Consider the following 23,648-nt stretch of genomic DNA (forward strand, 5'->3'; position numbering starts at 1 on the left):
CCGGGAGGCCCAGGAAGCTCGGGAGGCCCAGGAAGGCCGCAGGCCCAGGCGGTCCGGGACGGCAAGGGGGCCCGGCAAGCCCCGCAGGCCCGGACCCCGGAAAGCCCAGGCGGCCCGGGAAGCCCGGGAAACGCAGGAAGCCCGGCAAGCCCCGCAGGCCCAAGCGGCCCGGACAGCCCGGCAGGCCCGGGAGCCCCGGAGGCCAGGCCGCCCAGGAAGCCGAGGCGGTCCGGGACGGCCGAGGGGGCCCAGGGCCGGGTGGTCCGGGAGGCCCGGGCCCCGGAGACCGAGGGTCGGTCAGATGCCGCGGCGTTTGCGGGCACGGCGGACGGCGGCGGCGGCGCCGAGCAGGGCGACCGTCGCACCCGCCGCGCCGGCGGCCGTGGCGGCGTCCTTGCGGCCCAGACGGCGGCCCGCGACCGTGTGGCGCCCCGCGACCTCCTGGAGCAGTTCGGCGAGCACCTCCTCGTTGGTCCAGCGCGGCCGCCAGCCCGCGGCGTGCAGCGCGCTCACGCTGACCACCCACGGGTGCATCGTGTACGCGAGGTCGCCCGCCGGGGACGGGGTCAGCCCGATCCGGTGCAGCCGGGCCGCGGCCCCCAGGGCGACGGCGGAGGGGAGCTCCATGCGGCGGATGCCGCTCAGCTCCTCGACCTCCTCCTGCTCCAGCCAGCCCTCGCAGCCCACGGCCAGCTCCCCGTCGACCTTCTCCAGGGCGGCGTACTCCAGGGCGCTGACCAGGTCCTCCACGTGACAGAACTGCCAGGTGGGCCGGGATCCCGCGACGACCAGCAGCCGGGGCGACTCGAAGTACCGGGTCAGGGCGGTGTCGGTGCCGCCGACCAGGACCGCGGGGCGGACCACGGTGACGTTGAGCCCGGGGTGCGCCCGGGGGGCGCGCCGGCCGAGGCGCTCGATCTCCAGCAGGTCGCCGACGCCGGTGGCCTCGGCGGTGGCCCGCAGCTCGGAGTCCTCCGCCAGCGGGATGTCGTTGTCGGGCAGCGCCCCGTAGACCATCGCGGAGGTGCAGAGCACGACGCGGTGCACCCCGGCCGCAGCGGCGGCGGTCAGCACGGTCTGTGTGCCGCGCACGTTGTACGCCGTGCGGGCCGCCGGGTCGGTCTCCAGGTCCAGGTCCAGCGCGAGGTGGACGACCACGTCGGCGCCCCGCAGCTTCTCGGCGATCGCCGGGTCCCGTACGTCCAGGACGTGCCAGGTCGCCGACGCGCACTCGCCGCGCCGCTCGTCGATGGCCACGACCTGCTTGACCTCGTCCGATGCGGCGAGGCGGCTCACCAGCGCCGCGCCGACCCCCGACGCGGCGCCGGTCACCGCGATCACCGGGCCCCGTACCGCCGGGTTTCGCGGCGGGCGAACGCCGCTTTCGCCGGGCTCGGGGTGGCCTTCGGCGTGCGGCACGGGATCGGGCTCGTGCGGGCCGTCTTTGTCCAAAGCGTGCGGATCTGGGGAACTCACCGGGCGTCTCCAGCGGTTGTCTTCAGTGGGGACGCGCCGTGACGCGTACCCACCAGGTGATGTCCATCCTGCCGCAGCCCAGGACCCGGCGGAGCACCGAGCCCGGAAGCGGGTGGGGTGTCTACGCTGGGTGGTGTTGTCGGACCACTGCCCGTCGGCACCCGCCGGCGGCCCTACGAGCCGAGGAAACCCGTGAGCGACACCCCATTCGGATTCGGCCTTCCGCCGGAGGAGCCGGAGAACGGCGACGAAGGCAAGAAGAAGGGCGGCCAGGGCGGCCCGAATCCGTTCGGGTTCGCCGGCACGGGGCTGCCGGGCGGCGCCGGTACCCCGGGCGGCGCGGACAATCCGTTCGCCGCGATGTTCGGCGCGATGAACCCGAACGACCTGGGTGCCGCCTTCCAGCAGCTCGGCCAGATGCTGAGCTACGAGGGCGGTCCCGTGAACTGGGACATGGCCAAGGACATCGCCCGCCAGACCGTCGCCCAGGGCACGGCGGACGGCGTCAAGGACGCCAGCGTCGGCATCGCCGAGAAGTCGGCCGTCGAGGAGGCCCTGCGCCTCGCCGACCACTGGCTGGACGGGGTCACCTCGCTGCCCTCGGGCGCGACGACCGCCGTGGCCTGGAGCCGGGCCGAGTGGGTCGAGGCCACCCTGCCGGTGTGGAAGGAGCTCGTCGACCCGGTCGCCGAGCGCGTCGGCGTCGCCATGGGCAGTGTGCTGCCCGAGGAGATGCAGGCGATGGCGGGCCCGCTGCTCGGCATGATGCGGTCCATGGGCGGGGCCATGTTCGGCCAGCAGATCGGCCAGGCCGTGGGCGTGCTCGCGGGTGAGGTCGTCGGCTCGACCGACATCGGGCTGCCGCTGGGCCCGGCCGGCAAGGCCGCGCTGCTCCCCCTGAACATCCAGAGCTTCGGCAAGGACCTGGGCGTCCCCTCCGACGAGGTGCGGCTGTACCTGGCGCTGCGCGAGGCGGCGCACGCCCGTCTGTTCGCGCACGTGCCGTGGCTGCGCTCGCACCTGTTCGGTGCGGTCGAGGGCTACGCGCGCGGCATCAAGGTCGACACTTCGAAGCTCGAGGACGTGGTCGGTCAGATCGATCCCTCGAACCCGGAGCAGCTCCAGGAGGCCCTCCAGGGCGGCATGTTCCAGCCGCAGGACACCCCTGAGCAGAAGGCGGCGCTGGCGCGGCTGGAGACGGCGCTCGCGCTGGTCGAAGGCTGGGTGGATGCCGTGGTGCACGAGGCGGCCAAGCCCCGGCTGTCCTCGGCGGACGCCATGCGCGAGACGATGCGCCGGCGGCGCGCCTCGGGCGGCCCGGCGGAGCAGACCTTCGCGAAGCTGATCGGGCTGGAGCTGCGCCCGCGCCGGCTGCGCGACGCGTCGCGGCTGTGGGCCTCGCTGACCGACGCCCGCGGGATGGACGGCCGCGACGGGCTCTGGGAGCACCCGGACATGCTGCCCACGGCCTCCGACCTGGACGACCCGGACGGGTTCGTGCACCGGGAGCAGTTGGACTTCTCCGAGATCGACAAGATGCTCGGCGAGGCCGCCGAGAAGCGCGAGCAGGGCGAGCAGGGTTCCCAGGGCGAAACCGGCGGCTCTGCCGGTTCCGACGGCTCTGCCGGTGCCGACGGCTCCGACGGCGAGGGTGAAGAGAAGAAGTGAGCCTGTACGACGACGCGGTGCTCGTCCTCAAGGAGTACGAGGACCAGCCCGAACTGCGCGACCTGTACCTGGAGCACCTCGCCGCACATCCGGACGGGGTCTACAAGCCGTGCCGGGCGGGGCACATCACCGGCAGCGCGCTGGTGATCGACCCGTCGCGCGAGCGGGTGCTGCTGACCCTGCACAAGAAGCTCGGCATGTGGCTGCAGATGGGCGGCCACTGCGAGCCGGGCGACGCGACCCTCGCGGAGGCGGCGCTGCGCGAGGCGCGCGAGGAGTCGGGGATCCCGGCGGGGCTGACCCTGCTGGCGGGTGGACCCGTACGACTGGACCGGCATCCGATCCCGACGCCGTGCAACTGGCACCTGGACGTGCAGTACGCGGCGCTGGCTCCGGCCGACGCGGTGGCGGCGATCAGCGAGGAGTCGCTGGACCTGCGCTGGTTCCCGTACGACCAGGTGGCGGCGGTGGCCGACGCCTCGGTGGTGCGGCTGCTGGAGGCCGCGCGGGCCCGCCTGTTGACCGTGTGAGGCGTTGTGCGGGAACGGGAAGGGGCGGTCCCTCGGGGGCCGCCCCTTCCGTATGACCCCCTGTCGGGCCTGCCGGATCAGTTCCAGGCGTTGTTCTGGTTCTGGGCGTGGACGCCGTGCTGGCCCATGCCGTACTGGGCTGCCAGGCCCTGCCCGAGCTGGGCGTTCTGCGGCGGCAGAAGCTCGCTGGGCTGCACCAGCGCGAAGCCGGTGCCGAGGAAGCTGAGCTCCCAGCCCTCGCCGGTGTTGCCGCGCCGCCGCCACACACCGCTGGAGTGCGTCTGGGCCTGCATCTGCACGCGCAGCGAGGTGGACCAGGCGACGATGGCGTCCGCGTCGGCGTTGACGTACTTATCGGGCGTGACCTGCATCATGAGCGGCTGCCCCGAGGTCATGAGGGCGACCTTGCCGCGGCCGGTGATGTTGAGCTGGTACTTGCCCGAGCCCGAGATCCCGTACTGGCTGTCCACCGCGACGGCCTCGGTGTGCAGGGTGGAGTCCAGGGCCAGCACGTAGCTGCTGTCGACGGTGAGCCCGTCCTGGTCGACGTCCACGACATGGACGTACTGGGCGAGGTTGGCCAGGTAGACCGTGCCCTGCCCCGAGCAGCGCATGAGGTCCAGGCCCTCGCCGGTGCGGGCGCGGGCGGTGCGCTGGGTGGTGCTCTGGTACTCGCCGTCGAAGTCGATGATCCCCTGGTAGGCGACCATCGCCCCCTTGCGGGCGAGCACGTCGTCGGAGCCGCTCAGGGAGACCCGCAGCAGCTGCGGGTTCTGGACGGTGTACCGGTCCTGGGACTGCGCCTCGGCGTGGGCGAAAAGTGAACTCTGCATGATGGTGTCCGCTCCCCCTCAGCCCCGGGCCCGGAGCCGGTCGGTGCTGTCCTCGCTGGGCTGTACGACGACGATGCCCTGCCCTGAGAAGGCCATCTGGTAGGCCTCCCCGCTGCCCCGGCCGATCATCGACGAGGCCTTGAAGCTGCGCTTGCCCTTGACCTTGAGGTTGGGGGACCAGGCGACGAGCGCGTCCGGGTCGACGTACGTCTCGTCCTCGCCGCGGCCGCAGTCGACCACGACCGGGGTGCCGCGCGAGGTGATGGCGACCCAGCCGGTGCCGGAGATCTGTACGTTGAACAGGCCCTGGCCGGCGAACTTGGCCATGCCCTTGACCCGCTCGACGCCCCACTGGAGCTGGGCGTCGAAGGCCAGCAGGTTGGTGCCGTTGACGGAGAGCGCGTCGTTGTTGAGGTTGATGACGACGACGTCCGCGCCGTAGTCGGCGAGGTAGAGCAGGCCGTCGCCCGTGCACTTCATCAGCGGGGCGCCTTCGCCGGTGAGCCACTGCGAGGCCATCTGGCGCACGGCGGGCGGGTTGGGCTCGTACTGCACGAAACCCTCGTAGGCGACCATCGAGCCGGTGCGCGCGAAGAGGTCGTGGCCGCTTTGCATGGCGACCTTGAGCATGGCCGGGCCGTGGTTCTCCATGCGGGCCGTGACGGGGGTCGGGGCGTAGCCCGCGAGCTGCTGGTTCATTGCGTTCATGGCGTTCATGTGGGGCTCCCTCAGACCTCGTACGGCTGGACGACGATGAAGTTGCCGGGGGCTCCGCGGAACTGGAGGTTCACGGTCTCCCCGCTGTGGCCGGGGTAGGCGTTGCGGCGGAGCCGGACCTGGCTGGAAATGATCACCTGAGAGGCCGCGGACCAGGCGACGATGGCGTTGCTGTCGGCGAAGGTGGTCGGGGTGACGGGCAGCACCACGGGGGTGCCGTGCGTCTTGACGACCACGGTGCCGGTGCCTTGGAACAGCATGGTGAACAAGGCTCCGCCCGGGATGCCGTGGCCCTCGATCCGGCGGACCTCGTGCTGGAGGGACTCGTCGAAGGCGAGGACGCTCTCGGCGGAGACGCAGATGCCGTCGCCCTGGAGCTCGATGGTGTGCAGGTGGGCGCCGTTCTCCGCGAGGAAGACCTGGCCGCGGCCGGTGCAGCGCATGAGCTGCATCTCCTGGCCGGTGGCGTTGCCGACGATGCGGCCGGCGAAACCGGCGCCCTTGTAGCTGAAATCGACCTTGCCCTGGTAGAGGACCATGCTGCCCTGACGGGCGAGGACGGGCTGGCCGCCGCCCGAGGCGAGGTCGACCCGCATCAGCTGGTGGTTCTGCGGGGTCCAGCGGGCGCCGGTGGGGGCTTCCTTGTACCGGCTGAGCGCGGAGGTGAGTCCTGGGGCGGCTGCGGCGGCGGCCGGCTGGGGGTAGCCGGGCTGCTGGGTGTAGGGGGCGGGCTGGCCGTACGGGGCCTGCTGGGGGTAGCCCGGCTGCCGGCCGTAGGGGGCCGGCTGGCCGTGCGGCGCGGGGACCGGGCCGGGCGGGGGCACCTGGCCGCCGTACGAGGGCTGCTGGTTCGGGACCTGGCCGTACGAGGGCGGCCCGGGCGGCTGCGGAGCGTGCGGCGGCCGGCCGTAGGGAGTCGTCGGGGGCGCGGGCACCAGCGGGCCGACCATGGTGGGGGCCGAGTGCACCGGCTGGTGCGGGGCGGGCGCGGGGACGTGGCCGCCGAAGGCCGGCTGCGGGGGCGCGGGCGGAGCCGGGGGCTGGGGCGCGTGCGGAGCCGGGGGCTGGGGCGCGTGCGGGGCCTGGGGCGCGGGCGCGCCGAAGGCGGGGGCCGGGGCCTGCGGGGGCGGGGCGAAACCGGGCGCGGCGGCCGGGGGCTGCTGCTGGTGCTGTGGCTGCGAGGCGGGCTGGGGCTCGGGCTGGGGCTCCTCTTCGGCGACCTCGCCGCCGAAGTGTTGGAGCAGGGCGGCGAGCCCGCCGTCGAAGCCCTGCCCGACGGCGGCGAAGCGCCACACGTCCTTGAGGTAGAAGTCACCGATCATCAGGGCGCGCTCGGTGCTGAACTCCGAGCCCGTGAACGAGTACCGCACGACTTCCTCGCCGCCCGCCACGACCCGGATGTAGCCAGGACCGATCTGCGACATCTGTCCGGCGCCGTCGATGGAGGCGGCGAAGGACAGCTTGTGGATGTGCGCGGGCACGCGGTCGAGCGTCACCCGGAAGGACTCGGTGTCGCCGGCCTGGGCACCGAGCTGCTGGATGGACTCCTCGGGCGACTTCGGCTGGTTGTAGAAGACGAAGTACCGGTCGTCCGAAAGCTGCTCGTTGGCGTCGAGGCCGAAGCAGCTGATGTCGATGGAGAGGCCCGCACCGGCGATCTGCACGCCCACGTACAGATCGGTGCCCGCCGTCAGATCGCTGATCCTGGCCTTGTGGCCGCGTTGGAATTCCCTGGCCATGCGTACGACCGTCCCCCATCCCGACTGTGAATGCGTGCACCCGGTCCCGAATGCGTGCCGCTCAGGCTAACGGCTGGGGCGGACATCCGGCCAAGTCGGTACCGAGCCGGTACACATCGCGCTCGTACCGCCCTGGAGGGGGCGCGGCGCGACCCGCCGGCGGGGTCATTCCTCGCGGGAGGCGGGTACTGCCGGGGCGGCGGGGCCGGCCGGGGCGGCGGGGAGGCGTTCGGCCGCGACGACCCCTTCCAGGTATCCGCGGGCGCGCTCGGTCTTGGGGTACGCCTCCAGCAACTGCCAGAAACGGGCGCCGTGTCCGGGTACCAGGAGGTGGGCGAGCTCGTGCAGCAGTACGTAGTCGACGACGTACTCGGGCATGCCCTGGAGGCGGTGCGAGAGCCGGATGCTGCCCTCGGCGGGGGTGCAGGAGCCCCAGCGGGTGTTCTGGTTGGTGACCCAGCGCACCGAGCGGGGACGGGCGCGGGAGCCGAAGTACTGCTCGGACAAACGCTCGGCGCGCTCGGTGAGTTCCGTGTCGCCGAGGGTGCGCTTGCTTTCCTGGGCGGCGAGTTTGTCGAGCATCACGCCCACCCAGCGCTTCTCCTCCGCCTCGGACATGCGGGCGGGGATGAGGACGACCGTCCGCTCGCCTTCGCGGTAGGCGGACACGGTCCTGCGGCGGCGCGCGCTCCGGCGTACTTCGACGGCGCGCTGCGTGGGGTCGGCTGACACGCATCGACGGTACCCGGTCGCCGGGGCGGCCGTGCCGTCCGTCCGGGGTTCGAACATGATCGATTCGTTGCCGGCCCGGTAACACCCCTTTTCTGCATCTCATACGCCTAATACCCCTTGCCTGTGGACAAATTTCCGCACGCTTTTCGCGGGGCGGGCACTGTGGCGGAAGACGCGAAGGAATCGCGGAAGAAGAACCGAGGGGAATCGGGGGGACTGTCATGTATCCGAAGGTGAAGCCGGCGCTGGCGCGGGCCTGGCGGGATCTGCTCACCGTGCAGTGCGGGGTGACCCCGGCCCACGCGGTGGCGCTGGGCCCGGTGGACACGGCGACCGCATCGCTGATCGACCGGATCGACGGGACGCGCGGCATGGAGCTGCTGCGCGAGGAGGCCGGGAGGATCGGACTGCCCCGGGGCCGGGCGGACGAACTGGTCCGGCGCCTGGCGGGAGCCGGGCTGCTCGATGACGCCACCGCGGGCGGCCCCGGGGCACAGGCGGTGCGCAAGCGGCCGGAGACCCTGGAGCGGCTGGGGCCGGATCTGGCCTCGCTGTCCCTGGTCCACCGTGAGCCCGGCGGGGAGTTACGGGCGGTCGCGGCCCGGCGGGCGATACGGGTACAGGTGCGCGGGAGCGGCCGGGTGGGCGGGGTGATCGCCGCCGTCCTGGCGGGAGCCGGAGTGGGCCGGGTCGAGGTGCTCGACGGGGGGCGGGTGCAGCCGGGCGATGTGGCGCCGGGCGGGCTGGGTCCGGCCAGCGTGGGGCGGCTGCGGGCCGAAGCCGCGGCGGCGGTGGTCCGTGAGGCGGCGCCCGGGCGGCCACCACGGGCCGGGCAGGGCAGCGGGCCCGAACCGGGGCTGGCCCTGGTGGTGGTCGCGCCCCGGGACGGGCTCCAGGCGTGGGCCCCCGATCCCGAGGCGGCCGCCGACTGGGTGGCGGCCGGCATCCCGCACCTGTACGCGGGGGTGCTGGAGGGCACGGGGGTGGTCGGACCGCTGGTGCTGCCGGGGGCCGCGGCCTGCGCGGGGTGCATGGAGCGCGAGCGCATCGGGCGGGATCCGGCCTGGCCCCGGATGCTGGTCCAGTGGCGGTCGGCACACCGCCGCAGAGCCGTCGCCGCCTGCGACCTGGGTCTGGCCACGGCGGTGGCCGGTCTCGCCGCCGCGCACGCCCTGTCGTTCCTCGACGGCCGGCTGCCCGCTTCGACCGCCGCCCGCTGGGAGGTGGCCCTGCCGGGCCTGCACTGGGAGCGCTCCGAAGTGCTGCCCCATCCGGACTGCCCTTGTGCGGCCGGTGCGGTGGGCCGGGTCGGCACCGGGAGCGGTCCAGCGGTACTGGACGGGCGGGAGGCAGGATCGGGCTGACTCGCGTACAGAGGGCCATGACAGGATGCGGTGACCGAGGGCCAGAGGGGACACCCCCCGAACCGCCGCTGGCGGCGCAGCTGTCTGGGAACTGGAGGGGCGCATGTCTGATCTTCCCCGGAAGGCGGTCACCCGCACCGTCAAGCTGGCCGCGCTGCCGCTGGGCATGGCCGGCCGGGCCACGTGGGGACTGGGCAAGCTGATCGGCGGCAAGTCCGCGGAGATCGTCGCCCGCGAGCTGCAACAGCGCACCGCCGACCAGCTGTTCCGCACTCTCGGGGAACTGAAGGGCGGTGCCATGAAGTTCGGGCAGGCGCTGTCGGTCTTCGAGTCGGCACTGCCCGAGGAGGTCGCGGGCCCCTACCGGGCGGCGCTGACCAAACTCCAGGAGGCGGCCCCGCCCCTGCCCGTGGCGACGGTGCACCAGGTGCTGGCGGAGCGGCTGGGTGAGGACTGGCGGGAGCTGTTCGAGGAGTTTGAGGACAAGCCGGCCGCGGCGGCCTCGATCGGGCAGGTGCACCGGGCGGTGTGGCACGACGGCCGGCAGGTGGCGGTCAAGGTCCAGTACCCCGGGGCCGGGGAGGCGCTGCTCTCCGACCTCAAGCAGTTGGGCCGGTTCGCCGGGCTGCTGGGGCCGCTGATCCCGGGTATGGACATCAAGCCGCTGATCAGCGAGCTGCGTGAGCGGGTGGCGGAGGAGCTGGACTACGAACTGGAGGCCGAGGCGCAGCGGACGCACGCCGACGCGTTCGAGGGTGACGAGGACGTGGTGGTGCCGGCCGTCGTGCACCAGGGCGACCAGGTCCTGGTGAGCGAGTGGATGGAAGGGACCCCGCTGTCGGAGGTGATAGCCGACGGCACCCAGGAGGAGCGCGACCGTGCGGGGCAGTTGCTGGCCCGGTTCCTCTTCTCCGGGCCGGCGCGCACCGGGCTCCTGCACGCAGATCCGCACCCGGGGAACTTCCGGCTGATCCAGGCCGCCGACGGGACGGCACGGCTGGGGGTGCTGGACTTCGGCACGGTCGACCGGCTGCCGGGAGGCTGGCCCGAGCCCATCGGCCGGTCGCTGCGGATGACGCTGGAGGGTGACGCCGAGGGGGTGTACGGGCACCTGTGCGCGGAGGGCTTCGTGAAGAAGTCCATAGAACTCGACCCGGCTGAGGTGCTGGACTACCTCCAGCCGATCATCGAGCCGGCGGAGGCGGAGGAGTTCACCTTCACCCGCCCGTGGCTGCGCGGCCAGGCGGCCCGGATCGCCGATCCCCGCTCCCCCGCCCACCAGTTGGGCCGGCAGATCAACCTGCCGCCCTCGTACCTGCTGATCCACCGGGTGACGCTGAGCACCATCGGCGTCCTGTGCCAGCTCGGCGCGACGGTGCGCCTGCGCGACGAACTGGAGTCCTGGCTCCCCGGGTTCCTCCCCGAGGGCCAGGGCCAGAGCCAGGGCTAGCCGGGGCGGGAGGGCCGGGCGGGGTCACCACCAAGAGGAGTCGAGGCGGCCCTCGATCGCCCTGAGGTTGGCGCGCGCGCAGGCGACGCAGAAGTACTGGCGGGTCCCGTTCTCCACCGAGCACGTCCAGGTGGGCGGGGCGCCGTCGGGGGACAGGGTGCCGCAGCGCGCACACACGACGGGCTGGGCCTTGGGCCCCGGCTGGGTGGGGCGGGGGGTCGGCTGGTCCACCTCCCGACGATATCCCCGTCCGGCGCCCGGGGCGCGTCCGCAACGCCCCGGGGGGACCGGTCCGTGCGGACCGGTCCCCCCGGGGGTGCCTGTAGGGCTGTGCCTGTGGGCTGTCAGTGCATGACGGCCATGGCCAGCGCGCGCCGGGCGCGCATGGAGACGCGCTCGGCTCGACGCTGCATGCGCCGGGCGGAGACCAGGCGCAGGGCGTGACGCTCGGCGTCGGCCTCACGCATGCGGTCGTCCATATGGGCACGAGCCATGGCTTCTGGGATGAGTTGCATTTCGCGGGTCCTGTTCTGACGCGAGGTGATCGCGCCTGCGGTGATGAAGTCTGCGGTGGCGGAGCCGTGCGGCTGCTCGCTCGTGGTGGCGAAGGGGGACATGGGGGCCTGCTTCAAGGGGTCGTGCGTCAGGGGGCGGTCGATGGTGCCGATGGCGGTCATGCCGCGACAACCGGGTTCTTGCGCGGGCGGCCACGGGGCCGCTTCCGGGCGACGACCACACCCTGGACGAAGAGCTCTCCGCCCCAGACGCCCCAGGGCTCGCGGCGCTCCTTCGCGCCGGCGAGGCAGGCCTCGACCAGCGGGCAGGTGCCGCAGAGGGACTTGGCGTACTCGACGTCGGCCGGGGACTCGGCGAAGAAGACCTCGGGGTCGAAGGTGCGGCAGGGGACGGGCACGCCGAGGTTCTCGATGGCGTCGTCGAGCGCGGTCAGCGCGGTGAGGGGAGTCAAGGTGGAGTCCTCCGGGACTGCGGGCGGGGAGATCGTTTGGGTCTGCGGTACGGACGGGGCGTGCGCTTCGAGTTGCACGGTGGTTTCTTCCTCGTCTTTGTTGACTAGTCGTTCCGGCCGGGGTCGGCCGGGGTCGGCTGGTACCTGTTCTTGCCAGTCCCGAGGCCCCTTCGCTCTGTCGTGTCCCCGTTCGGGGACAAACAGAAGGGCCGCGGATCCCGGGTGGGGTTCCGCGGCCCTGAAGGCGCCGGCCTGATCTTGCGAATCAGGCTGGATCACTCCAGGGTTCGAGCCCACGGAAGGCCCACATCAGGTGGTGCTGCTGCTTCGTCTGCGTCGTCTGGGATCCGGCACCGGCCGCGGCGGCGAAGCCATAGGCGCCATGCGCCTGGGCTTCCGCAGCCTTTACTGCCACCGGTGCCTGGGTCGGTCGCTCATTGCGGTCGCTGACGAGCAGCGCGCAGGGCGCGGCCGTCAGGGCAGGGCTGTCCGCGGAAATCCGGGACAGACCGGTCGCCAGGACCGGAACGAGCGAGGAGGAGCCGAGCGTGCAGGAAGCGGCGACCGAGCGATCGGTCATTTTGGTGAAGGTCATGAAGCTGGTCACTGGTCTCGCCTCCTCTCGGCGTCTCGGGGACCCGGCCCGAGGGCCCTGTCCCATGCGTATTCGGATAAGTACAGCACGGATCAGGGGCTTCGGAGAAGCCACCGTTTCCGTTGCTAAGAACCTATGGGGATCCGCTGGGCATGTGCAAACTATTTTTCCGACGAGTTTCTACGCGTCGTCAGAATCCTCGCCCTCGGGCTCCTGGCCTGCGCAGATGGCCAGGACGTCGGCTCCGTACCGCTCAAGCTTGCGACCGCCCACTCCGGAGATCATCGAGAGCTCGCCCTCCTCGGACGGCCCGGCCTCCGCGATCGCCATCAGTGTCTTGTCGGTGAAGACGCAGTAGGCCGGCAGGCCCTGCTCCTTCGCCTGGGCGGCACGCCACTCCCGCAGCCGCTCGTAGAGGCCCTCGTCCATGTCGGACGGGCAGTCCTCGCAGCGCATCAGCTTGAGTTCGCCCGCCTCGGTGAGGGTCTTGCCGCAGACCCGGCACAGCACCGGGCCGCGGCGGCCGCGCTTGCGGGCCGCCCGCTCGCCCGGAGCGCCCGTCTTGGCCCCGGGGGCCGCCGAGCCGGGCCGCAGGCCGTTCAGGAACCGGCTGGGGCGCCGGGAGGCCCGGCCGCCGGGGGCGCGGGACAGGCCCCAGGAAAGCGTCAGGTGCAGCCGCGCCCGGGTGACGCCGACGTACAGCAGCCGGCGTTCCTCCTCGACCTGCTCGTCGGTCTTGGCGTATGTGATCGGCATCATGCCGTCGGTGAGGCCCACGAGGAACACCGCGTCCCACTCCAGGCCCTTCGCGGCATGCAGCGAGGCGAGGGTGACGCCCTGCACGGTCGGCGCGTGCTGGGCGGCCTTGCGCTCCTCCAGCTCGACGGTGAGCTCGGCCAGGGTGGCGCCGGGGCGGCTGCGGGCGAAGTCCTCGGCGAGGCGGACCAGCGCGGCCACCGATTCCCACTGGTCGCGGACGGCTCCGGAGCCGGCGGGCGGCTCGCTGGTCCAGCCGGTGGAGCTGAGTACGGCCCGGACCTGGGAGCCCAGCTCCACGACGTCTTCGAGCAGCGGGTCGTTGCCGCCGGAGCGGGCGGCTCCGCGCAGCGCGAGGATCGCCTTCTGCACCTCGGCCCGCTCGAAGAAGCGTTCGGCGCCGCGCAGCTGGTAGGGCACCCCGGCGTCGGCGAGGGCCTGCTCGTAGACCTCGGACTGGGCGTTGATGCGGTAGAGGACCGCGATCTCGCCGGCCGGGACCCCGGCGGCGATCAGGTCACGGATGCGAGCGGCGACGCCCTCGGCCTCGGCGGGCTCGTCGGGGTACTCGGCGTAGACCGGGTCGGGGCCGGGCTCGCGCTGGGAGACCAGCTCCAGCCTGTGTTCCGCGGCCCGGCCCTTGGCCTGGTTGAGCAGGCCGTTGGCGAGGTGGACCACCTGGGGGGTCGAGCGGTAGTCGCGGATCAGCTTGACCAGGGTGGCCTGCGGGTACTTGGTGCGGAAGTTCAGCAGGTGGTCGGGGGTGGCGCCGGTGAAGGAGTAGATGGTCTGGCTGGCGTCGCCGACGACGCAGAGGCTGTCGCGGTCGCCGAGCCACAGGTCCAGCAGGCGCTGCTGGAGCGGGCTGACGTCCTGGTACTCGTCCACCACGAAGTGCTGGTACTGGGCGCGGATCTGCGCGGCGATGTCGTGGCGGTCCTGGAGGATGCCGACGGTGAGGAGCAGCACGTCCTCGAAGTCGATCATGTTCCGGTCGCGCTTGAGCTGCTCGTAGGTGCCGTAGATCTGGGCGATCTCCGCCATGTCCCGGGGCGCCTCGCGGCCCGCCTTGAGGGCGGCCGCCGGATAGTCGGCGGGGACGGTCTGGGTGACCTTGGCCCACTCGATCTCGCCGGTGACGTCGCGCAGCTCGCCCCGGTCGAGGCGGATGCGGCAGCGCGACCCCGCCTCGGCCACCAACTGGATCTTGCGTTCCAGCAGCCGGGGCACCTCTCCGCCGATGGCGCGGGGCCAGAAGTACTGGAGCTGGCGTAGGGCGGCGGCATGGAAGGTCCGGGCCTGCACCCCGCCCGCGCCCAGGGTGCGCAGTCGGCCGCGCATCTCGCCGGCCGCGCGGTTGGTGAAGGTGACGGCCAGCACGCTGGCGGGCATGAGCTGTCCCGAGGCGACGCCGTAGGCGATGCGGTGGGTGATGGCCCGGGTCTTGCCCGTGCCGGCTCCGGCGAGCACGCACACCGGCCCGCGCAGGGTCGTCGCGACCTCGCGCTGCTCCGGGTCGAGGCCCTGGAGCACCGCGTCGGCCGAGTCGGCGCCGGACGGGAAGGATGAGGAGTGCGTTGCTGATGTCACCCCGCCATGCTGCCAGGTCCGGTGTGCCGGGCGGGAACGTTGTCCACAGGCCGCCGGTATACGTCGTACTTATCCGCCAACGCACCCGCGGCCTCACCCGCAGTGTCACCGCCCCCCACCCGCAGCGGGCCGGCAGGACGCCGGTCCGGGAATGGCGGGGAGGTCGCGTACGTTCGAGTACTCGGACCACCGAGCCTCACGAAGGAGAGCGCAGCATGCAGGACACGGGTTCCGTCACGATGTACAGCACGACCTGGTGCGGCTACTGCCGCCGGCTGAAGACCCAGCTGGACCGGGAAGGCATCGCGTACGACGAGATCAACATCGAGCTCGACCCGGCGTCCGCGGCGTTCGTGGAGCAGGCGAACGGTGGCAACCAGACGGTCCCGACCGTGCTCGTGAAGTCCGCCGCGGGCAACGAGTCCGTCATGACGAACCCGAGCCTGGCCCAGGTCAAGCAGGCCCTCGCCGTCTGACCGGACCGCGCGGCGCACGCAGGAAGGCCCCCGCCGCGGCGGGGGCCTTCCGCTGTGACGAACGTTACGCCCGGACCGCGGGCCTCGGCAGCGGCTCGCCGTACCAGAGCTCGACCAGCCGGGCCGCGATGGAGATGCCCGACGGCGGCAGCACCTCGCCCGACTCGATCGCCTCCCGCAGGTCCTCGCGGGAGAACCAGCGGGCCTCCTGGATCTCCTCCCCGTCCACCGTGATCTCCGAGGTGACGGCGCGCGCCGTGAACCCGAGCATCAGGCTGTACGGGAACGGCCAGGGCTGGCTGGCGACGTACTCGACCTCGCCGACCTTGACGCCCGCCTCCTCCCACACCTCGCGGATCACCGACTGCTCGATGGACTCGCCCGGCTCCACGAACCCGGCCAGCGTCGAGAAACGGCCCTCCGGCCAGTGCACCTGGCGGCCCAGCAGCGCACGGTCCTGCTCGTCGGTGACCAGCATGATCACCGCGGGGTCGGTGCGGGGGTAGTGCTCGGCGCCGCAGCCCGGGCAGCGCCGGATGTGACCGGCAGCCGCGACGACGGTGCGCTCGCCACAGCGGGAGCAGAAACGATGCATCCGCTGCCAGTTCTCCAGCGCCACCGCGTGCACCATCAGCCCGGCGTCGCGCGGCGACAGCAGCAGCCCCGCCTCCCGCAGCCCGGCGGCGCGCGCCGACTGGTCCATGCGGCCCGGCAGTGAGTCCTTCTGCAGCGCGAAGTACCGTACGCCGTCCTCGTCGGTGCCCAGGAAGTAGCGGTGGGTCTGGGTGACGGGGGCCTCGAAGGCGGGGGTCATCACGATGCCCGTGCCGCCGTCGGGGGTGTCGTCGATCAGGACCTGGCCGCCGGAGACGACGAAGACGCGGGTCGTCGGGTGGCTCCAGGCCGCGGCGAGCCAGGCCTCGTCGAGACGGTGGTCCGCGGCGCGGTCGATGCCGCTGGGCGCGGCGAGCGAGAGCGGGCGCTCGGTACGGGTGCTCACAGGTACTTCCAACTCCCCCGGTGGTGGACAGACGGGCTGGGCGGGCGGCGGACGCGTCGGTGTGCTCCGGTCCGGCCTCAGGGCTTCCAGTGGACGGCGAGGTCTCCCCACAGGTAGGCGGCCGTCTCCACGCCCTTGAGGAGCAGGTCCAGTTCGACCTTCTCGTTGGGCGAGTGCCAGCCGTCCGACGGGACGGAGATGCCGAGGAAGAGGACCGGGGCGTCCAGGACGTCCTGGAGGTCGGCGGCGGGACCGGAGCCGCCCTCGCGCGTGAAGCGGACCGGCTGCCCGAAGGCGCGGCCCATGGCCCGTACGACGGACTGCAGGGCCGGGTGGTCCAGCGGGGTCAGGCACGGCCGGGTCGGGGCGCCGAAGACGATGGAGTGCCGGATCCCCTCGGGGACCCGGGCCGCGACCCAGTCCCGTACGGCCGCCTCGACCTCGTACGGGTCCTGCCCCGACACCAGGCGGAACGACAGCTTCACGTGCGCGGAGGCGGGCACGATGGTCTTGCCGCCGGGGCCCTGGTAGCCGCCGCCGATGCCGTTGACCTCGGCGGTCGGGCGGGTCCAGACGCGCTCCAGCGTCGAGTAGCCCTTTTCGCCGGCGGCCGCGTGCGACTTGGCGGTACGCAGCCACTCGGCCTCGTCGAAGGGCAGCTCGGCGATCAGCCGGCGTTCGGCGTCGTCGAGCTCGGCGACGCCGGCGTAGAAGCCGGGGATGGTGACCCGGCCGTCGGCGTCGTGCAGCGCGGCGACGAGGCGGGCGGCGGCGGTGGCCGGGTTGGGCACGGCCCCGCCGAAGGCGCCGGAGTGGATGTCCTGGTCGGGCCCGTGGAAGTCGATCTCGCAGTCGGCGACGCCGCGCATGCCGGTGCAGACGGTGGGAGTGGTCTCGGACCACATGCCGGTGTCGGAGACGATCACGACATCGGCGGCGAGGCGGGCGGTCTCGCGCTCGACCAGGGCCCGGAAGTTGACGGAGCCGGACTCCTCCTCGCCCTCGATGAGGAGCTTGAGGTGCACGGCGGGGGCGTCGGCGCCGGTGGCGGCGAGGTGGGCGCGCACCCCGAGGGTGTGGAAGAACACCTGGCCCTTGTCGTCGGCCGCGCCGCGCGCGTACATCCGGCCGTCCTTGACGACCGGCTCGAACGGGTCGGTGTGCCAGCCGTCCTCGCGGGCGGCGGGCTGCACGTCGTGGTGCCCGTAGACGAGGACGGTGGGGGCGGCCGGGTCGGCGCTCGGCCACTCGGCGAAGACGGCGGGGGCGCCGGGGGTCTCCAGGACCTCGGCGACCGGGAAGCCGGTCTCCTTGAGCTTGGCGGCGAGCCATTCGGCGCTGGCGCGTACATCGCCCGCGTGCTCGGGCTGAGCCGAGACGGACGGGATGCGCAGCCACTCCGCGAGGTCCGCGAGGAAAGCGGCGCGGTGGGTGTCGATGTACGTGCGGACGACGCTGTCCGCCGGGGTTTCGCTCATGCCTACGAGCCTAACCGTCCGCCTGGGGGGCGCTGTCCGTGCCCGATTTGCCTTGGAGGATCCGCTCAAGACGGGCCCGGTCGGGCAGGTCGCGGGGGCGGATCACGCGGCCGCTGCGGACGTGGAGGAACGCGGCCGAGACCTGGTCCAGCGGGGTCCGGGTGGCTTCGGCCCAGGCCAGGCGGTAGACGGCAAGCTGGAGGGGGTCGGCCTCGGTGGTGCGGCCGGTCTTCCAGTCGACGATCTCGTACGAGCCGTCGGGGTTCTTGTACACGGCGTCGATCCGGCCGCGGACGACCCGGCCGGCGAGGGTGAGCTGGACCGGGGCCTCCATCCGGTGCGGGGTGCGGTCGGCGAACTCGCTGCGCTCGAAGGCGGCCTTGAGGGAGGCGAGGTCGGCCTCGTCGGCGATGTCCTGGTCGAAGGCCGCGCCGGGGAGCTCGGTGGCGGGGTCGAGGACGTCGAGGAGGGGGAGCGGGAGCTCGTCGAAGCGGGACTCGACCCAGGCGTGGAAGCGGGTGCCTTGGCGCGCCGCGGGCTGGGGGGGCTTGGGCATGGGCCGGGCGAGCTCGCGGGCGAAGCCCTCCTCGTCGGCGGCGAGGCGCAGCAGCTGACTGGCGGAGAGGGAGGCCGGCAGCTCGACGTCGCGGACCGCCGTACGGGCACGGCGGAGCTCGCCTTCGAGCGCGTCGAGATCCCGGTCCCACGAGGCCACGACCCGCGCCTCTTCGGCCCCCAGCATCTCCCCGCCGCCCCCGCCGGGCACGCCAGCCCAGGCGTCGGCCTCCGGCCAGAGGTCCTCGTCAGGTACGCCGGGGCGGGCCTCCGGCCAGAGGCCCCGGTCGGGTACGCCGGAACGGGCCTGCGGCCCAGGGCCTTGCGCGGGTACGGCGGAGCCGGGCCGCGGCTCCCAGCCGTGCGCGGCACGGGCCGACGGCCCCGCCGGGTCGGACTCCGGGCGCGGGGCGTCGGCCTGCGCGGCGGCCCAGGCGTCGTCGGTCGGCCAGGGGGCCTCGGGTGGGGCGGGGCGGGGGGCCGGGAGGGCGGGGGCGTCCAGGTCGTCCGGCCACGGGGGGTCGTCGTAGGACGGTTCCTCGCAGTGCGGGGGCCAGAGGTGCGGGGTCGGAGGATGCGGGGTCGAGAGGTGGGACTCGACCAGGGCCGCCGCGCGGCGGCGGAGGGTGAGGGAGGCCGGGTCCAGCGGAAGCGGCCAGGCGTGGTCCGCGCTCGCGGCAGCGGCCAGGGCCGGGTTCTCGGCATCGGGCTCCGGCTCGTCCGCCCACGCCTCGATCTCCCCGTGGCCCGCCTCGCAGTGCGCGTACAGGGCCTCCAGGAACGGCGACGGCCCCCGCCGCTTCTTCTGCGTCGGCCCCCACCAGTGGCCGGACGCCAGCAGGAGCGAGCGCGGCCGCGTGAACGTCACGTAGCCCAGGCGGAGTTCCTCCACCGCCTTGTGCTCTTTCAGCCCGGCCTTGAACGACTTGAGGCCCGCCGAGGTCCACGCCGGATCCCCCGGCAGGGTCTCGGCGTCCCCGCGCAGCGCGTACGGCAGGACCTTCGCGTACGAGGTCCAGGCCTCCGGCGGCTTCTCCTTCGGGAACGACCCCGCGCACAGGCCGGGTACGACCACCACGTCCCACTCCAGCCCCTTGGACTTGTGGGCCGTCAGCACCTTGACCGTGTTCTCCCCGCCCGGCAGGGCGTGGTCCAGGCCCTTCTCGTACTGCGCGGCCGTGCGCAGGAAGGCGAGGAACGCCAGCAGCGACGCCTCCCCGTCCAGCGAGGCGAACCCGGCCGCGACGTCCAGGAACCCGGACAGCGTCTCGCGCCGCCGGGCGGCCAGGGCGTGCGGGGAGGCCGACAGCTCCACCTCCAGCCCGGTCACCGCCAGCACCCGGTGCAGTACGTCCATCAGCGGGTCGGCGAGCGAACGCCGCAGGTCACGCAGCTCCTGCGCGAGGTACGCGAAGCGGACCCGGGCCTCCGCCGAGAACGGCAGGTCCTCGCCCGGGACGGCCCCGGCGGAGTCCAGGAACGTCTCCAGCGCGTCCGCGAGCGAGATGACCTCCACCGGGTCCACGCCCTCGACGGCCGCCGCGAGGCGCTCGTCCGGAGCCACCTCGCCGGGCGTGCGGCCGATCAGCTGCCGGGCCCGCCGGCCCAGCAGCGCCAGGTCGCGGGCGCCGATCCGCCAGCGCGGGCCGGTCAGCAGCCGCACCAGCGAGGCGTTGGCCCCCGGGTCCTGGAGCACCTCGCACACCGCGACCAGGTCCGCGACCTCGGGCAGGTGCAGCAGGCCGGACAGCCCGACCACCTCGACCGGCACCTCGCGGGCCACCAGCACCGCCTGGATCTGTGCGAAGTCCCCGGCGGAGCGGCACAGCACCGCGATCTCGCCCGGCGCCGTCCCGGTGCGCACCAGGTGCGCGACGGAGTCGCCGAGCCACTCCAGTTCCTCGGCGTGCGTGGGCAGCAGGGCGCAGCGGACCGAGCCGGCCCGCTCCTCCCCCGGCGCGGGCCGCAGCGCCTCGACGCCCTCGTGCATGGCGCGCAGGGGCGCGGCGAGGCCGTTGGCCAGGTCCAGCAGCCGGCCGCCGCTGCGCCGGTTCTCGCTGAGGGAGTACCGGGTGGCGGGGCTGCCGTCGGCGTTCGGGAAGTGCTCGGGGAAGTCGTCGAGGTTGGCTACGGAGGCGCCGCGCCAGCCGTAGATCGCCTGGCAGGGGTCGCCGACGGCGGTCACGGCGTGGCCCGTGCCCGCGCCGAACAGGCCCGACAGCAGCAGCCGCTGCGCGACGGAGGTGTCCTGGTACTCGTCGAGCAGGACGACCCGGAACTCCTCGCGCAGCAGCGCCCCCACCTCGGGCCGGGTGGTGGCGAGCCGCGCGGAGAGGGCTATCTGGTCGCTGAAGTCGAACAGGTCGCGGGAGCGTTTGGCGTCCCGGTAGCGCTCGGTCAGCTCCAGCAGTTCGAGCCGGCCGCGCACCGCCTCGGGGACCTTGCGCAGGTCGTCGTTGGTGAGCTTGGTGGCGGCGAGTTCGTCCAGGAGCCGGGTGTCGTACCTGCGCAGTTCCTCCGGGTCGACCAGGTGTTCGGACAGTTCGGCGTCGAGCGCGAGCACGTCGCTGACCAGGTCGGGGAGGGACTTCGTCAGCGAGGGGTACGGTCCGGGGGCCTCGCGCAGCACGCGGGCGGCGAGCTGGAAGCGGGTGGCGTCGGCGAGCAGCCGGGAGCTGGGCTCCAGGCCGATGCGCAGGCCGTGGTCCTTGAGGAGCTGTCCGGCGAAGGCGTGGTAGGTGGAGATGCGGGGCTCGCCGACGGCCGCGCCGCCCCCGGCCGGGGCGGAGCCGGGGAGGGAGGCGGGGAACGGATCCGGGGAGGGGTCCGGGTCGCTGATGCCGGCGCGGGCGAGGGCCTTGCGCACGCGCTCGGCGAGCTCGCCGGCGGCCTTGTTGGTGAAGGTCAGGCCGAGGACCTGTTCGGGGGCGACCGCCCCGGTGCCGACCAGCCACACCACGCGCGCGGCCATGACGGTGGTCTTGCCGGAGCCGGCTCCCGCGACGATGACCTGGGGGGCGGCCGGGGCGGTCGCGCAGGCCAGCTGTTCCGGCGTGAAGGGGATCCCGAGGAGCTCCTTGAGCTGCTCGGGATCGGTGAGGGCCGGGGGGCCGGCCGGACGCGCGGACACCCCGAAAGGCTAGCCGCCCGCACCGACAGCCCCCGCCGCGCCGACCGTCATTCCACCGTGTGACGGCCCTCCGGGCGGGCGCTGCACGCGCTGCGGAAGGAGCAGTGGTCGCAGTGCTGCCCGGTGGTGGGGGTGAAGCGCTCGTCCAGGACCCGGCCGGCGGCGGTGGCGAGCAGGTCGGCGGCCCACTCGCCGTCCGGTGGCGGCTGCGCCTGGACCTTCGGCACCTCGTCGCCGCCGTCGCGCTTGGCGGCGCCCTGGCGCAGCTGCACGAGTTCGGCGCCGCCCGGTTCGGGGCGCCGGCCGTCGAAGACCTCGTCGACGGCGCCTTCGCGCACCGCGAGCTGGTACACGGCGAGCTGGGGGTGCCGCGCGACCTCGTCCTTGGTGGGCGCGGCCTTGCCGGTCTTGAAGTCGACGACGTACGCACGCCCCTGGGGGTCGGATTCGACCCGGTCCATGGAACCCCGGATGCGCACGGCGAAGTCCCCCGCTTCGAGCGTGACGTCGAACTCGTGCTCCGTGGCCACGGCCGCCCGGCCTCCCCGGTCGGTGGCGTGCCAGCGCAGGAAGCGTTCCAGGGCGGCGCGGGCGTTGTCCTTCTCCTGGCGGGACTTCCAGGGGGCGTCGAAGGCGAGGGCGTCCCAGACGGAGTCGAGGCGTTCCATCAGGACGGCGAGGTCGGCGGGGGTCCGGCCGGAGGCGACCTCGTCGGCGAGGACGTGCACGACGTTGCCGAAGCCCTGGGCGGCGGTGGAGGGGGCGTCGGCCTTGACCTCGCGGCCGAGGAACCACTGGAGGGAGCAGGTGTTGGCGAGCTGGTCCAGGGCGCTGCCGGACAGGGCGACGGGCCGGTCGCGGTCGCGCAGCGGGACGCTGCTGCGGGTGGGTTCGTACAGGCCCCACCAGCGCTGCGGGTGCGCGGCGGGGACCAGGGGGCGGTCCTCGTCGTCGGTGAGCGCGGCGAGGCGGGCCAGGCGCCGGGCGGCGGCGTCGCGCATCGCCTCGGAGGCCGAGGGGTCGACGGTGGTGGCGCGCAGTTCCGCGACGAGCGCGGGGACGGAGAGAGGGCGGCGGGGCCGGCCGGTGACGTCCCTGACCGGTACGCCGAGTTCCCCGAGGAAACGGGAGGGCTGGTCGCCGTCCTCGGCGGGGGCCTTGACGGCGGTGACGACGAGGCGGTGGCGGGCGCGGGTGGTGGCGACGTAGAAGAGCCGGCGTTCCTCGGCGAGGAGCGCGCCGGGGGTGAGGGGGTCGGCGAGGCCGTCGCGGCCGATGCGGTCGGCCTCCAGGAGGGAGCCGCGGCGGCGGAGGTCGGGCCAGAGCCCCTCCTGGACGCCGGCGACGACGACGAGGCCCCATTCGAGGCCCTTGGAGCGGTGGGCGGTCATCAGCCGGACGGCGTCGGAGCGGTGGGCCTTGCGGGTGAGGGTGTCGGCGGCGATGTCCTCGGCTTCGAGCTGTTCGAGGAAGTTGAGGGCGCCGCGGCCGCCGGTACGTTCCTCCGCGCGGGCGGCGGTGTCGAAGAGGGCGCAGACGGCGTCGAGGTCGCGGTCGGCGTTGCGGCCGGCGGCGCCGCCGCGGCGGGCGCTGCGTTCGAGGCGCTGGGGCCAGGGGGTGCCGTCCCAGAGGAGCCAGAGGGCCTCCTCGGCGGTGCCGCCGCCTTCGAGGAGTTCGCGGGTCTTGCGCAGGAGCAGGCCGAGGCGTTGCGCTCCGCGGGCGTAGGCGGGGTCGTGGGCGACGAGCCGCTCGGGTTCGGCGAGGGCGCGCGCGAGCAGCACGTCGGAGGGTGCGGGCACGGTGACACCGGCGGCCCGCTCCTCGTCCCGCAGGGCGCGCCCGAGCCGCCGCAGATCGGCGGCGTCCATCCCGCCGAGCGGCGACGCCAGCAACGCCACGGCCGCCTCGACCCCGACCCACCCCTCGCCCCCGCCCGACGGGGCGGAGCCGTCCCCCTGCCCGCCCCCGGAACGGACCGGCTCACCCGACGACCCCGCGCCGGGATCGGCTTCCACCTCGGCGGGGGCCACGCCGGACACGACTGCGGCCCCGGACCCCGCCTCGGCGGCTGCGGCTGCGGCTGCGGCTGCGGCTGCGGCTGCGGCTGCGGAGCCGGAACCCGGGGCCGCGCCGGGACCGGACGCGGCCGGAGCGACAGCCCCCGTCGGCTGACCCGACAGCGCCGGGACGGCGGGACCCGGCGTCCGGGCGGGATCGTCACCCTTCCCGCCCCCGGAACCGGCCGGCTCACCGGAGCCGACCGCCACGGCGGACCGCGCGCCGGCGTCAGCGGGCTCGGCCGGGGCTCCGCCCGGCACCGCCGAGACGGCCTCGTCGGCCGACCCGGCCCCCGCCGGCACCGCCGGGCCGGGGGCGCCCGAACCGGCGTCTCCCGCCAGGGCGGATGCGTCGGCGGGCTCGGAAACCGGGGCCAGTGCTTCGGCAGAGCCGGCCCTGGGAGTGGCGGCGGCACCCGGGGCGTCGGCGGGCTCGGCCTGGGCTCCGCCCGGCACCGCCGAGACGGCCTCGTCGGCCGACCCGGCCCCCGCCGGCACCGCCGGGCCGGGGGCGCCCGAACCGGCGTCTCCCGCC

19 protein-coding genes are annotated in these 23,648 nt (G+C 73.8%); 5 read left to right on the forward strand and 14 right to left on the reverse strand.

Translation table 11 applies throughout. From position 1 onward, the window contains the following. Positions 1–297: 297 nt before the first annotated feature. Entirely contained in the window at positions 298–1,419 is a 1,122-nt protein-coding gene (locus tag ACIA6C_RS07195; RefSeq protein ID WP_361129797.1) for an SDR family oxidoreductase, read from the reverse strand. Positions 1,420–1,668: 249 nt separating this feature from the next. On the opposite strand from ACIA6C_RS07195, the gene ACIA6C_RS07200 reads away from it, so the two are divergent. Both ACIA6C_RS07200 and ACIA6C_RS07205 read left to right on the forward strand, forming a co-directional pair. Then, a complete protein-coding gene (locus ACIA6C_RS07200) occupies positions 1,669–3,144 on the forward strand; it encodes a zinc-dependent metalloprotease (protein ID WP_399273483.1) in 1,476 nt (491 codons plus the stop codon). Continuing rightward, positions 3,141–3,674: an NUDIX hydrolase gene (locus ACIA6C_RS07205; protein WP_399273485.1), complete on the forward strand. Its 534-nt coding sequence runs from the start codon at positions 3,141–3,143 to the stop codon at positions 3,672–3,674. The genes ACIA6C_RS07200 and ACIA6C_RS07205 overlap by 4 nt, the downstream gene beginning before the upstream one ends. Positions 3,675–3,751: 77 nt before the next feature. Here ACIA6C_RS07205 and ACIA6C_RS07210 read toward each other — a convergent pair whose 3' ends face one another. The 4 genes from ACIA6C_RS07210 to ACIA6C_RS07225 form a co-directional block, all read right to left on the reverse strand. Beyond that, positions 3,752–4,507 carry an AIM24 family protein gene (locus ACIA6C_RS07210; RefSeq protein WP_399273487.1) on the reverse strand — a complete coding sequence of 252 codons (756 nt, stop codon included), beginning with the start codon at positions 4,505–4,507 and terminating at the stop codon, positions 3,752–3,754. A gap of 18 nt (positions 4,508–4,525) precedes the next feature. Then, complete coding sequence (locus ACIA6C_RS07215) at positions 4,526–5,206, reverse strand: AIM24 family protein (protein ID WP_329202435.1); 681 nt, start codon at positions 5,204–5,206, stop codon at positions 4,526–4,528. 29 nt (positions 5,207–5,235) lie between these two features. Then, on the reverse strand, positions 5,236–6,963 hold the full coding sequence (locus ACIA6C_RS07220) for a TerD family protein (RefSeq protein ID WP_399273489.1): 1,728 nt from the start codon (positions 6,961–6,963) through the stop codon (positions 5,236–5,238). A gap of 165 nt (positions 6,964–7,128) precedes the next feature. Then, positions 7,129–7,752: a M48 family metallopeptidase gene (locus tag ACIA6C_RS07225; RefSeq protein ID WP_399273491.1), complete on the reverse strand. Its 624-nt coding sequence runs from the start codon at positions 7,750–7,752 to the stop codon at positions 7,129–7,131. 164 nt (positions 7,753–7,916) lie between these two features. Between ACIA6C_RS07225 and ACIA6C_RS07230 the strand changes: the two genes are divergently transcribed. Both ACIA6C_RS07230 and ACIA6C_RS07235 read left to right on the forward strand, forming a co-directional pair. Continuing rightward, a complete protein-coding gene (locus ACIA6C_RS07230; RefSeq protein ID WP_399273493.1) occupies positions 7,917–9,059 on the forward strand; it encodes a TOMM precursor leader peptide-binding protein in 1,143 nt (380 codons plus the stop codon). 103 nt (positions 9,060–9,162) lie between these two features. Continuing rightward, positions 9,163–10,509 (forward strand): ABC1 kinase family protein, encoded by a 1,347-nt coding sequence (locus ACIA6C_RS07235; protein WP_399273495.1) that lies wholly within the window; start codon positions 9,163–9,165, stop codon positions 10,507–10,509. 24 nt (positions 10,510–10,533) lie between these two features. Here ACIA6C_RS07235 and ACIA6C_RS07240 read toward each other — a convergent pair whose 3' ends face one another. The 5 genes from ACIA6C_RS07240 to ACIA6C_RS07260 all read right to left on the reverse strand — a co-directional run bounded on the left by ACIA6C_RS07240 (position 10,534) and on the right by ACIA6C_RS07260 (position 14,417). After that, complete coding sequence (locus tag ACIA6C_RS07240; RefSeq protein ID WP_329198090.1) at positions 10,534–10,740, reverse strand: hypothetical protein; 207 nt, start codon at positions 10,738–10,740, stop codon at positions 10,534–10,536. A 113-nt stretch (positions 10,741–10,853) separates the two neighbouring features. After that, positions 10,854–11,186: a hypothetical protein gene (locus ACIA6C_RS07245; RefSeq protein WP_329198087.1), complete on the reverse strand. Its 333-nt coding sequence runs from the start codon at positions 11,184–11,186 to the stop codon at positions 10,854–10,856. Next, positions 11,183–11,554: a WhiB family transcriptional regulator gene (locus ACIA6C_RS07250; RefSeq protein WP_053676354.1), complete on the reverse strand. Its 372-nt coding sequence runs from the start codon at positions 11,552–11,554 to the stop codon at positions 11,183–11,185. Before ACIA6C_RS07250 ends, ACIA6C_RS07245 begins: the two co-directional genes overlap by 4 nt. A gap of 187 nt (positions 11,555–11,741) precedes the next feature. Then, positions 11,742–12,137 (reverse strand): hypothetical protein, encoded by a 396-nt coding sequence (locus ACIA6C_RS07255; protein ID WP_366083114.1) that lies wholly within the window; start codon positions 12,135–12,137, stop codon positions 11,742–11,744. Positions 12,138–12,251: 114 nt separating this feature from the next. Next, entirely contained in the window at positions 12,252–14,417 is a 2,166-nt protein-coding gene (locus ACIA6C_RS07260) for an ATP-dependent DNA helicase UvrD2 (protein ID WP_366083115.1), read from the reverse strand. 215 nt (positions 14,418–14,632) lie between these two features. Between ACIA6C_RS07260 and ACIA6C_RS07265 the strand changes: the two genes are divergently transcribed. After that, positions 14,633–14,893: a mycoredoxin gene (locus ACIA6C_RS07265; RefSeq protein ID WP_190183315.1), complete on the forward strand. Its 261-nt coding sequence runs from the start codon at positions 14,633–14,635 to the stop codon at positions 14,891–14,893. A gap of 64 nt (positions 14,894–14,957) precedes the next feature. Here the strand turns inward: ACIA6C_RS07265 and nudC are convergent, their stop codons facing one another. The 4 genes from nudC to ACIA6C_RS07285 form a co-directional block, all read right to left on the reverse strand. After that, the gene (gene nudC / locus ACIA6C_RS07270; protein WP_399273498.1) at positions 14,958–15,905 is read right to left on the reverse strand and encodes an NAD(+) diphosphatase; all 948 of its coding nucleotides are present in this window, start codon (positions 15,903–15,905) and stop codon (positions 14,958–14,960) included. 65 nt (positions 15,906–15,970) lie between these two features. Continuing rightward, positions 15,971–17,371: a dipeptidase gene (locus ACIA6C_RS07275; protein WP_399273500.1), complete on the reverse strand. Its 1,401-nt coding sequence runs from the start codon at positions 17,369–17,371 to the stop codon at positions 15,971–15,973. A gap of 10 nt (positions 17,372–17,381) precedes the next feature. Continuing rightward, the gene (locus tag ACIA6C_RS07280) at positions 17,382–21,056 is read right to left on the reverse strand and encodes a UvrD-helicase domain-containing protein (RefSeq protein ID WP_399273502.1); all 3,675 of its coding nucleotides are present in this window, start codon (positions 21,054–21,056) and stop codon (positions 17,382–17,384) included. A gap of 47 nt (positions 21,057–21,103) precedes the next feature. After that, the coding region (locus ACIA6C_RS07285; protein WP_399273504.1) for a PD-(D/E)XK nuclease family protein at positions 21,104–23,648 on the reverse strand (2,545 nt) is incomplete at its 5' end.

This window comes from Streptomyces sp. NPDC051578, assembly GCF_044454045.1.
Taxonomy (GTDB): Bacteria; Actinomycetota; Actinomycetes; order Streptomycetales; family Streptomycetaceae; genus Streptomyces.

Bases quoted from the DNA above. Each gene is read 5' to 3' on its own strand.
- ACIA6C_RS07210 (WP_399273487.1), bottom strand. From the start codon at position 4,507: ATGCAGAGTTCACTTTTCGCCCACGCCGAGGCGCAGTCCCAGGACCGG.
- ACIA6C_RS07225 (WP_399273491.1), bottom strand. From the start codon at position 7,752: ATGTTCGAACCCCGGACGGACGGCACGGCCGCCCCGGCGACCGGGTAC.
- ACIA6C_RS07230 (WP_399273493.1), top strand. From the start codon at position 7,917: ATGTATCCGAAGGTGAAGCCGGCGCTGGCGCGGGCCTGGCGGGATCTG.
- ACIA6C_RS07220 (WP_399273489.1), bottom strand. From the start codon at position 6,963: ATGGCCAGGGAATTCCAACGCGGCCACAAGGCCAGGATCAGCGATCTG.
- ACIA6C_RS07215 (WP_329202435.1), bottom strand. From the start codon at position 5,206: ATGAACCAGCAGCTCGCGGGCTACGCCCCGACCCCCGTCACGGCCCGC.
- ACIA6C_RS07235 (WP_399273495.1), top strand. From the start codon at position 9,163: ATGTCTGATCTTCCCCGGAAGGCGGTCACCCGCACCGTCAAGCTGGCC.
- ACIA6C_RS07265 (WP_190183315.1), top strand. From the start codon at position 14,633: ATGCAGGACACGGGTTCCGTCACGATGTACAGCACGACCTGGTGCGGC.
- ACIA6C_RS07255 (WP_366083114.1), bottom strand. From the start codon at position 12,137: ATGGGACAGGGCCCTCGGGCCGGGTCCCCGAGACGCCGAGAGGAGGCG.
- ACIA6C_RS07275 (WP_399273500.1), bottom strand. From the start codon at position 17,371: ATGAGCGAAACCCCGGCGGACAGCGTCGTCCGCACGTACATCGACACC.
- ACIA6C_RS07245 (WP_329198087.1), bottom strand. From the start codon at position 11,186: ATGACCGCCATCGGCACCATCGACCGCCCCCTGACGCACGACCCCTTG.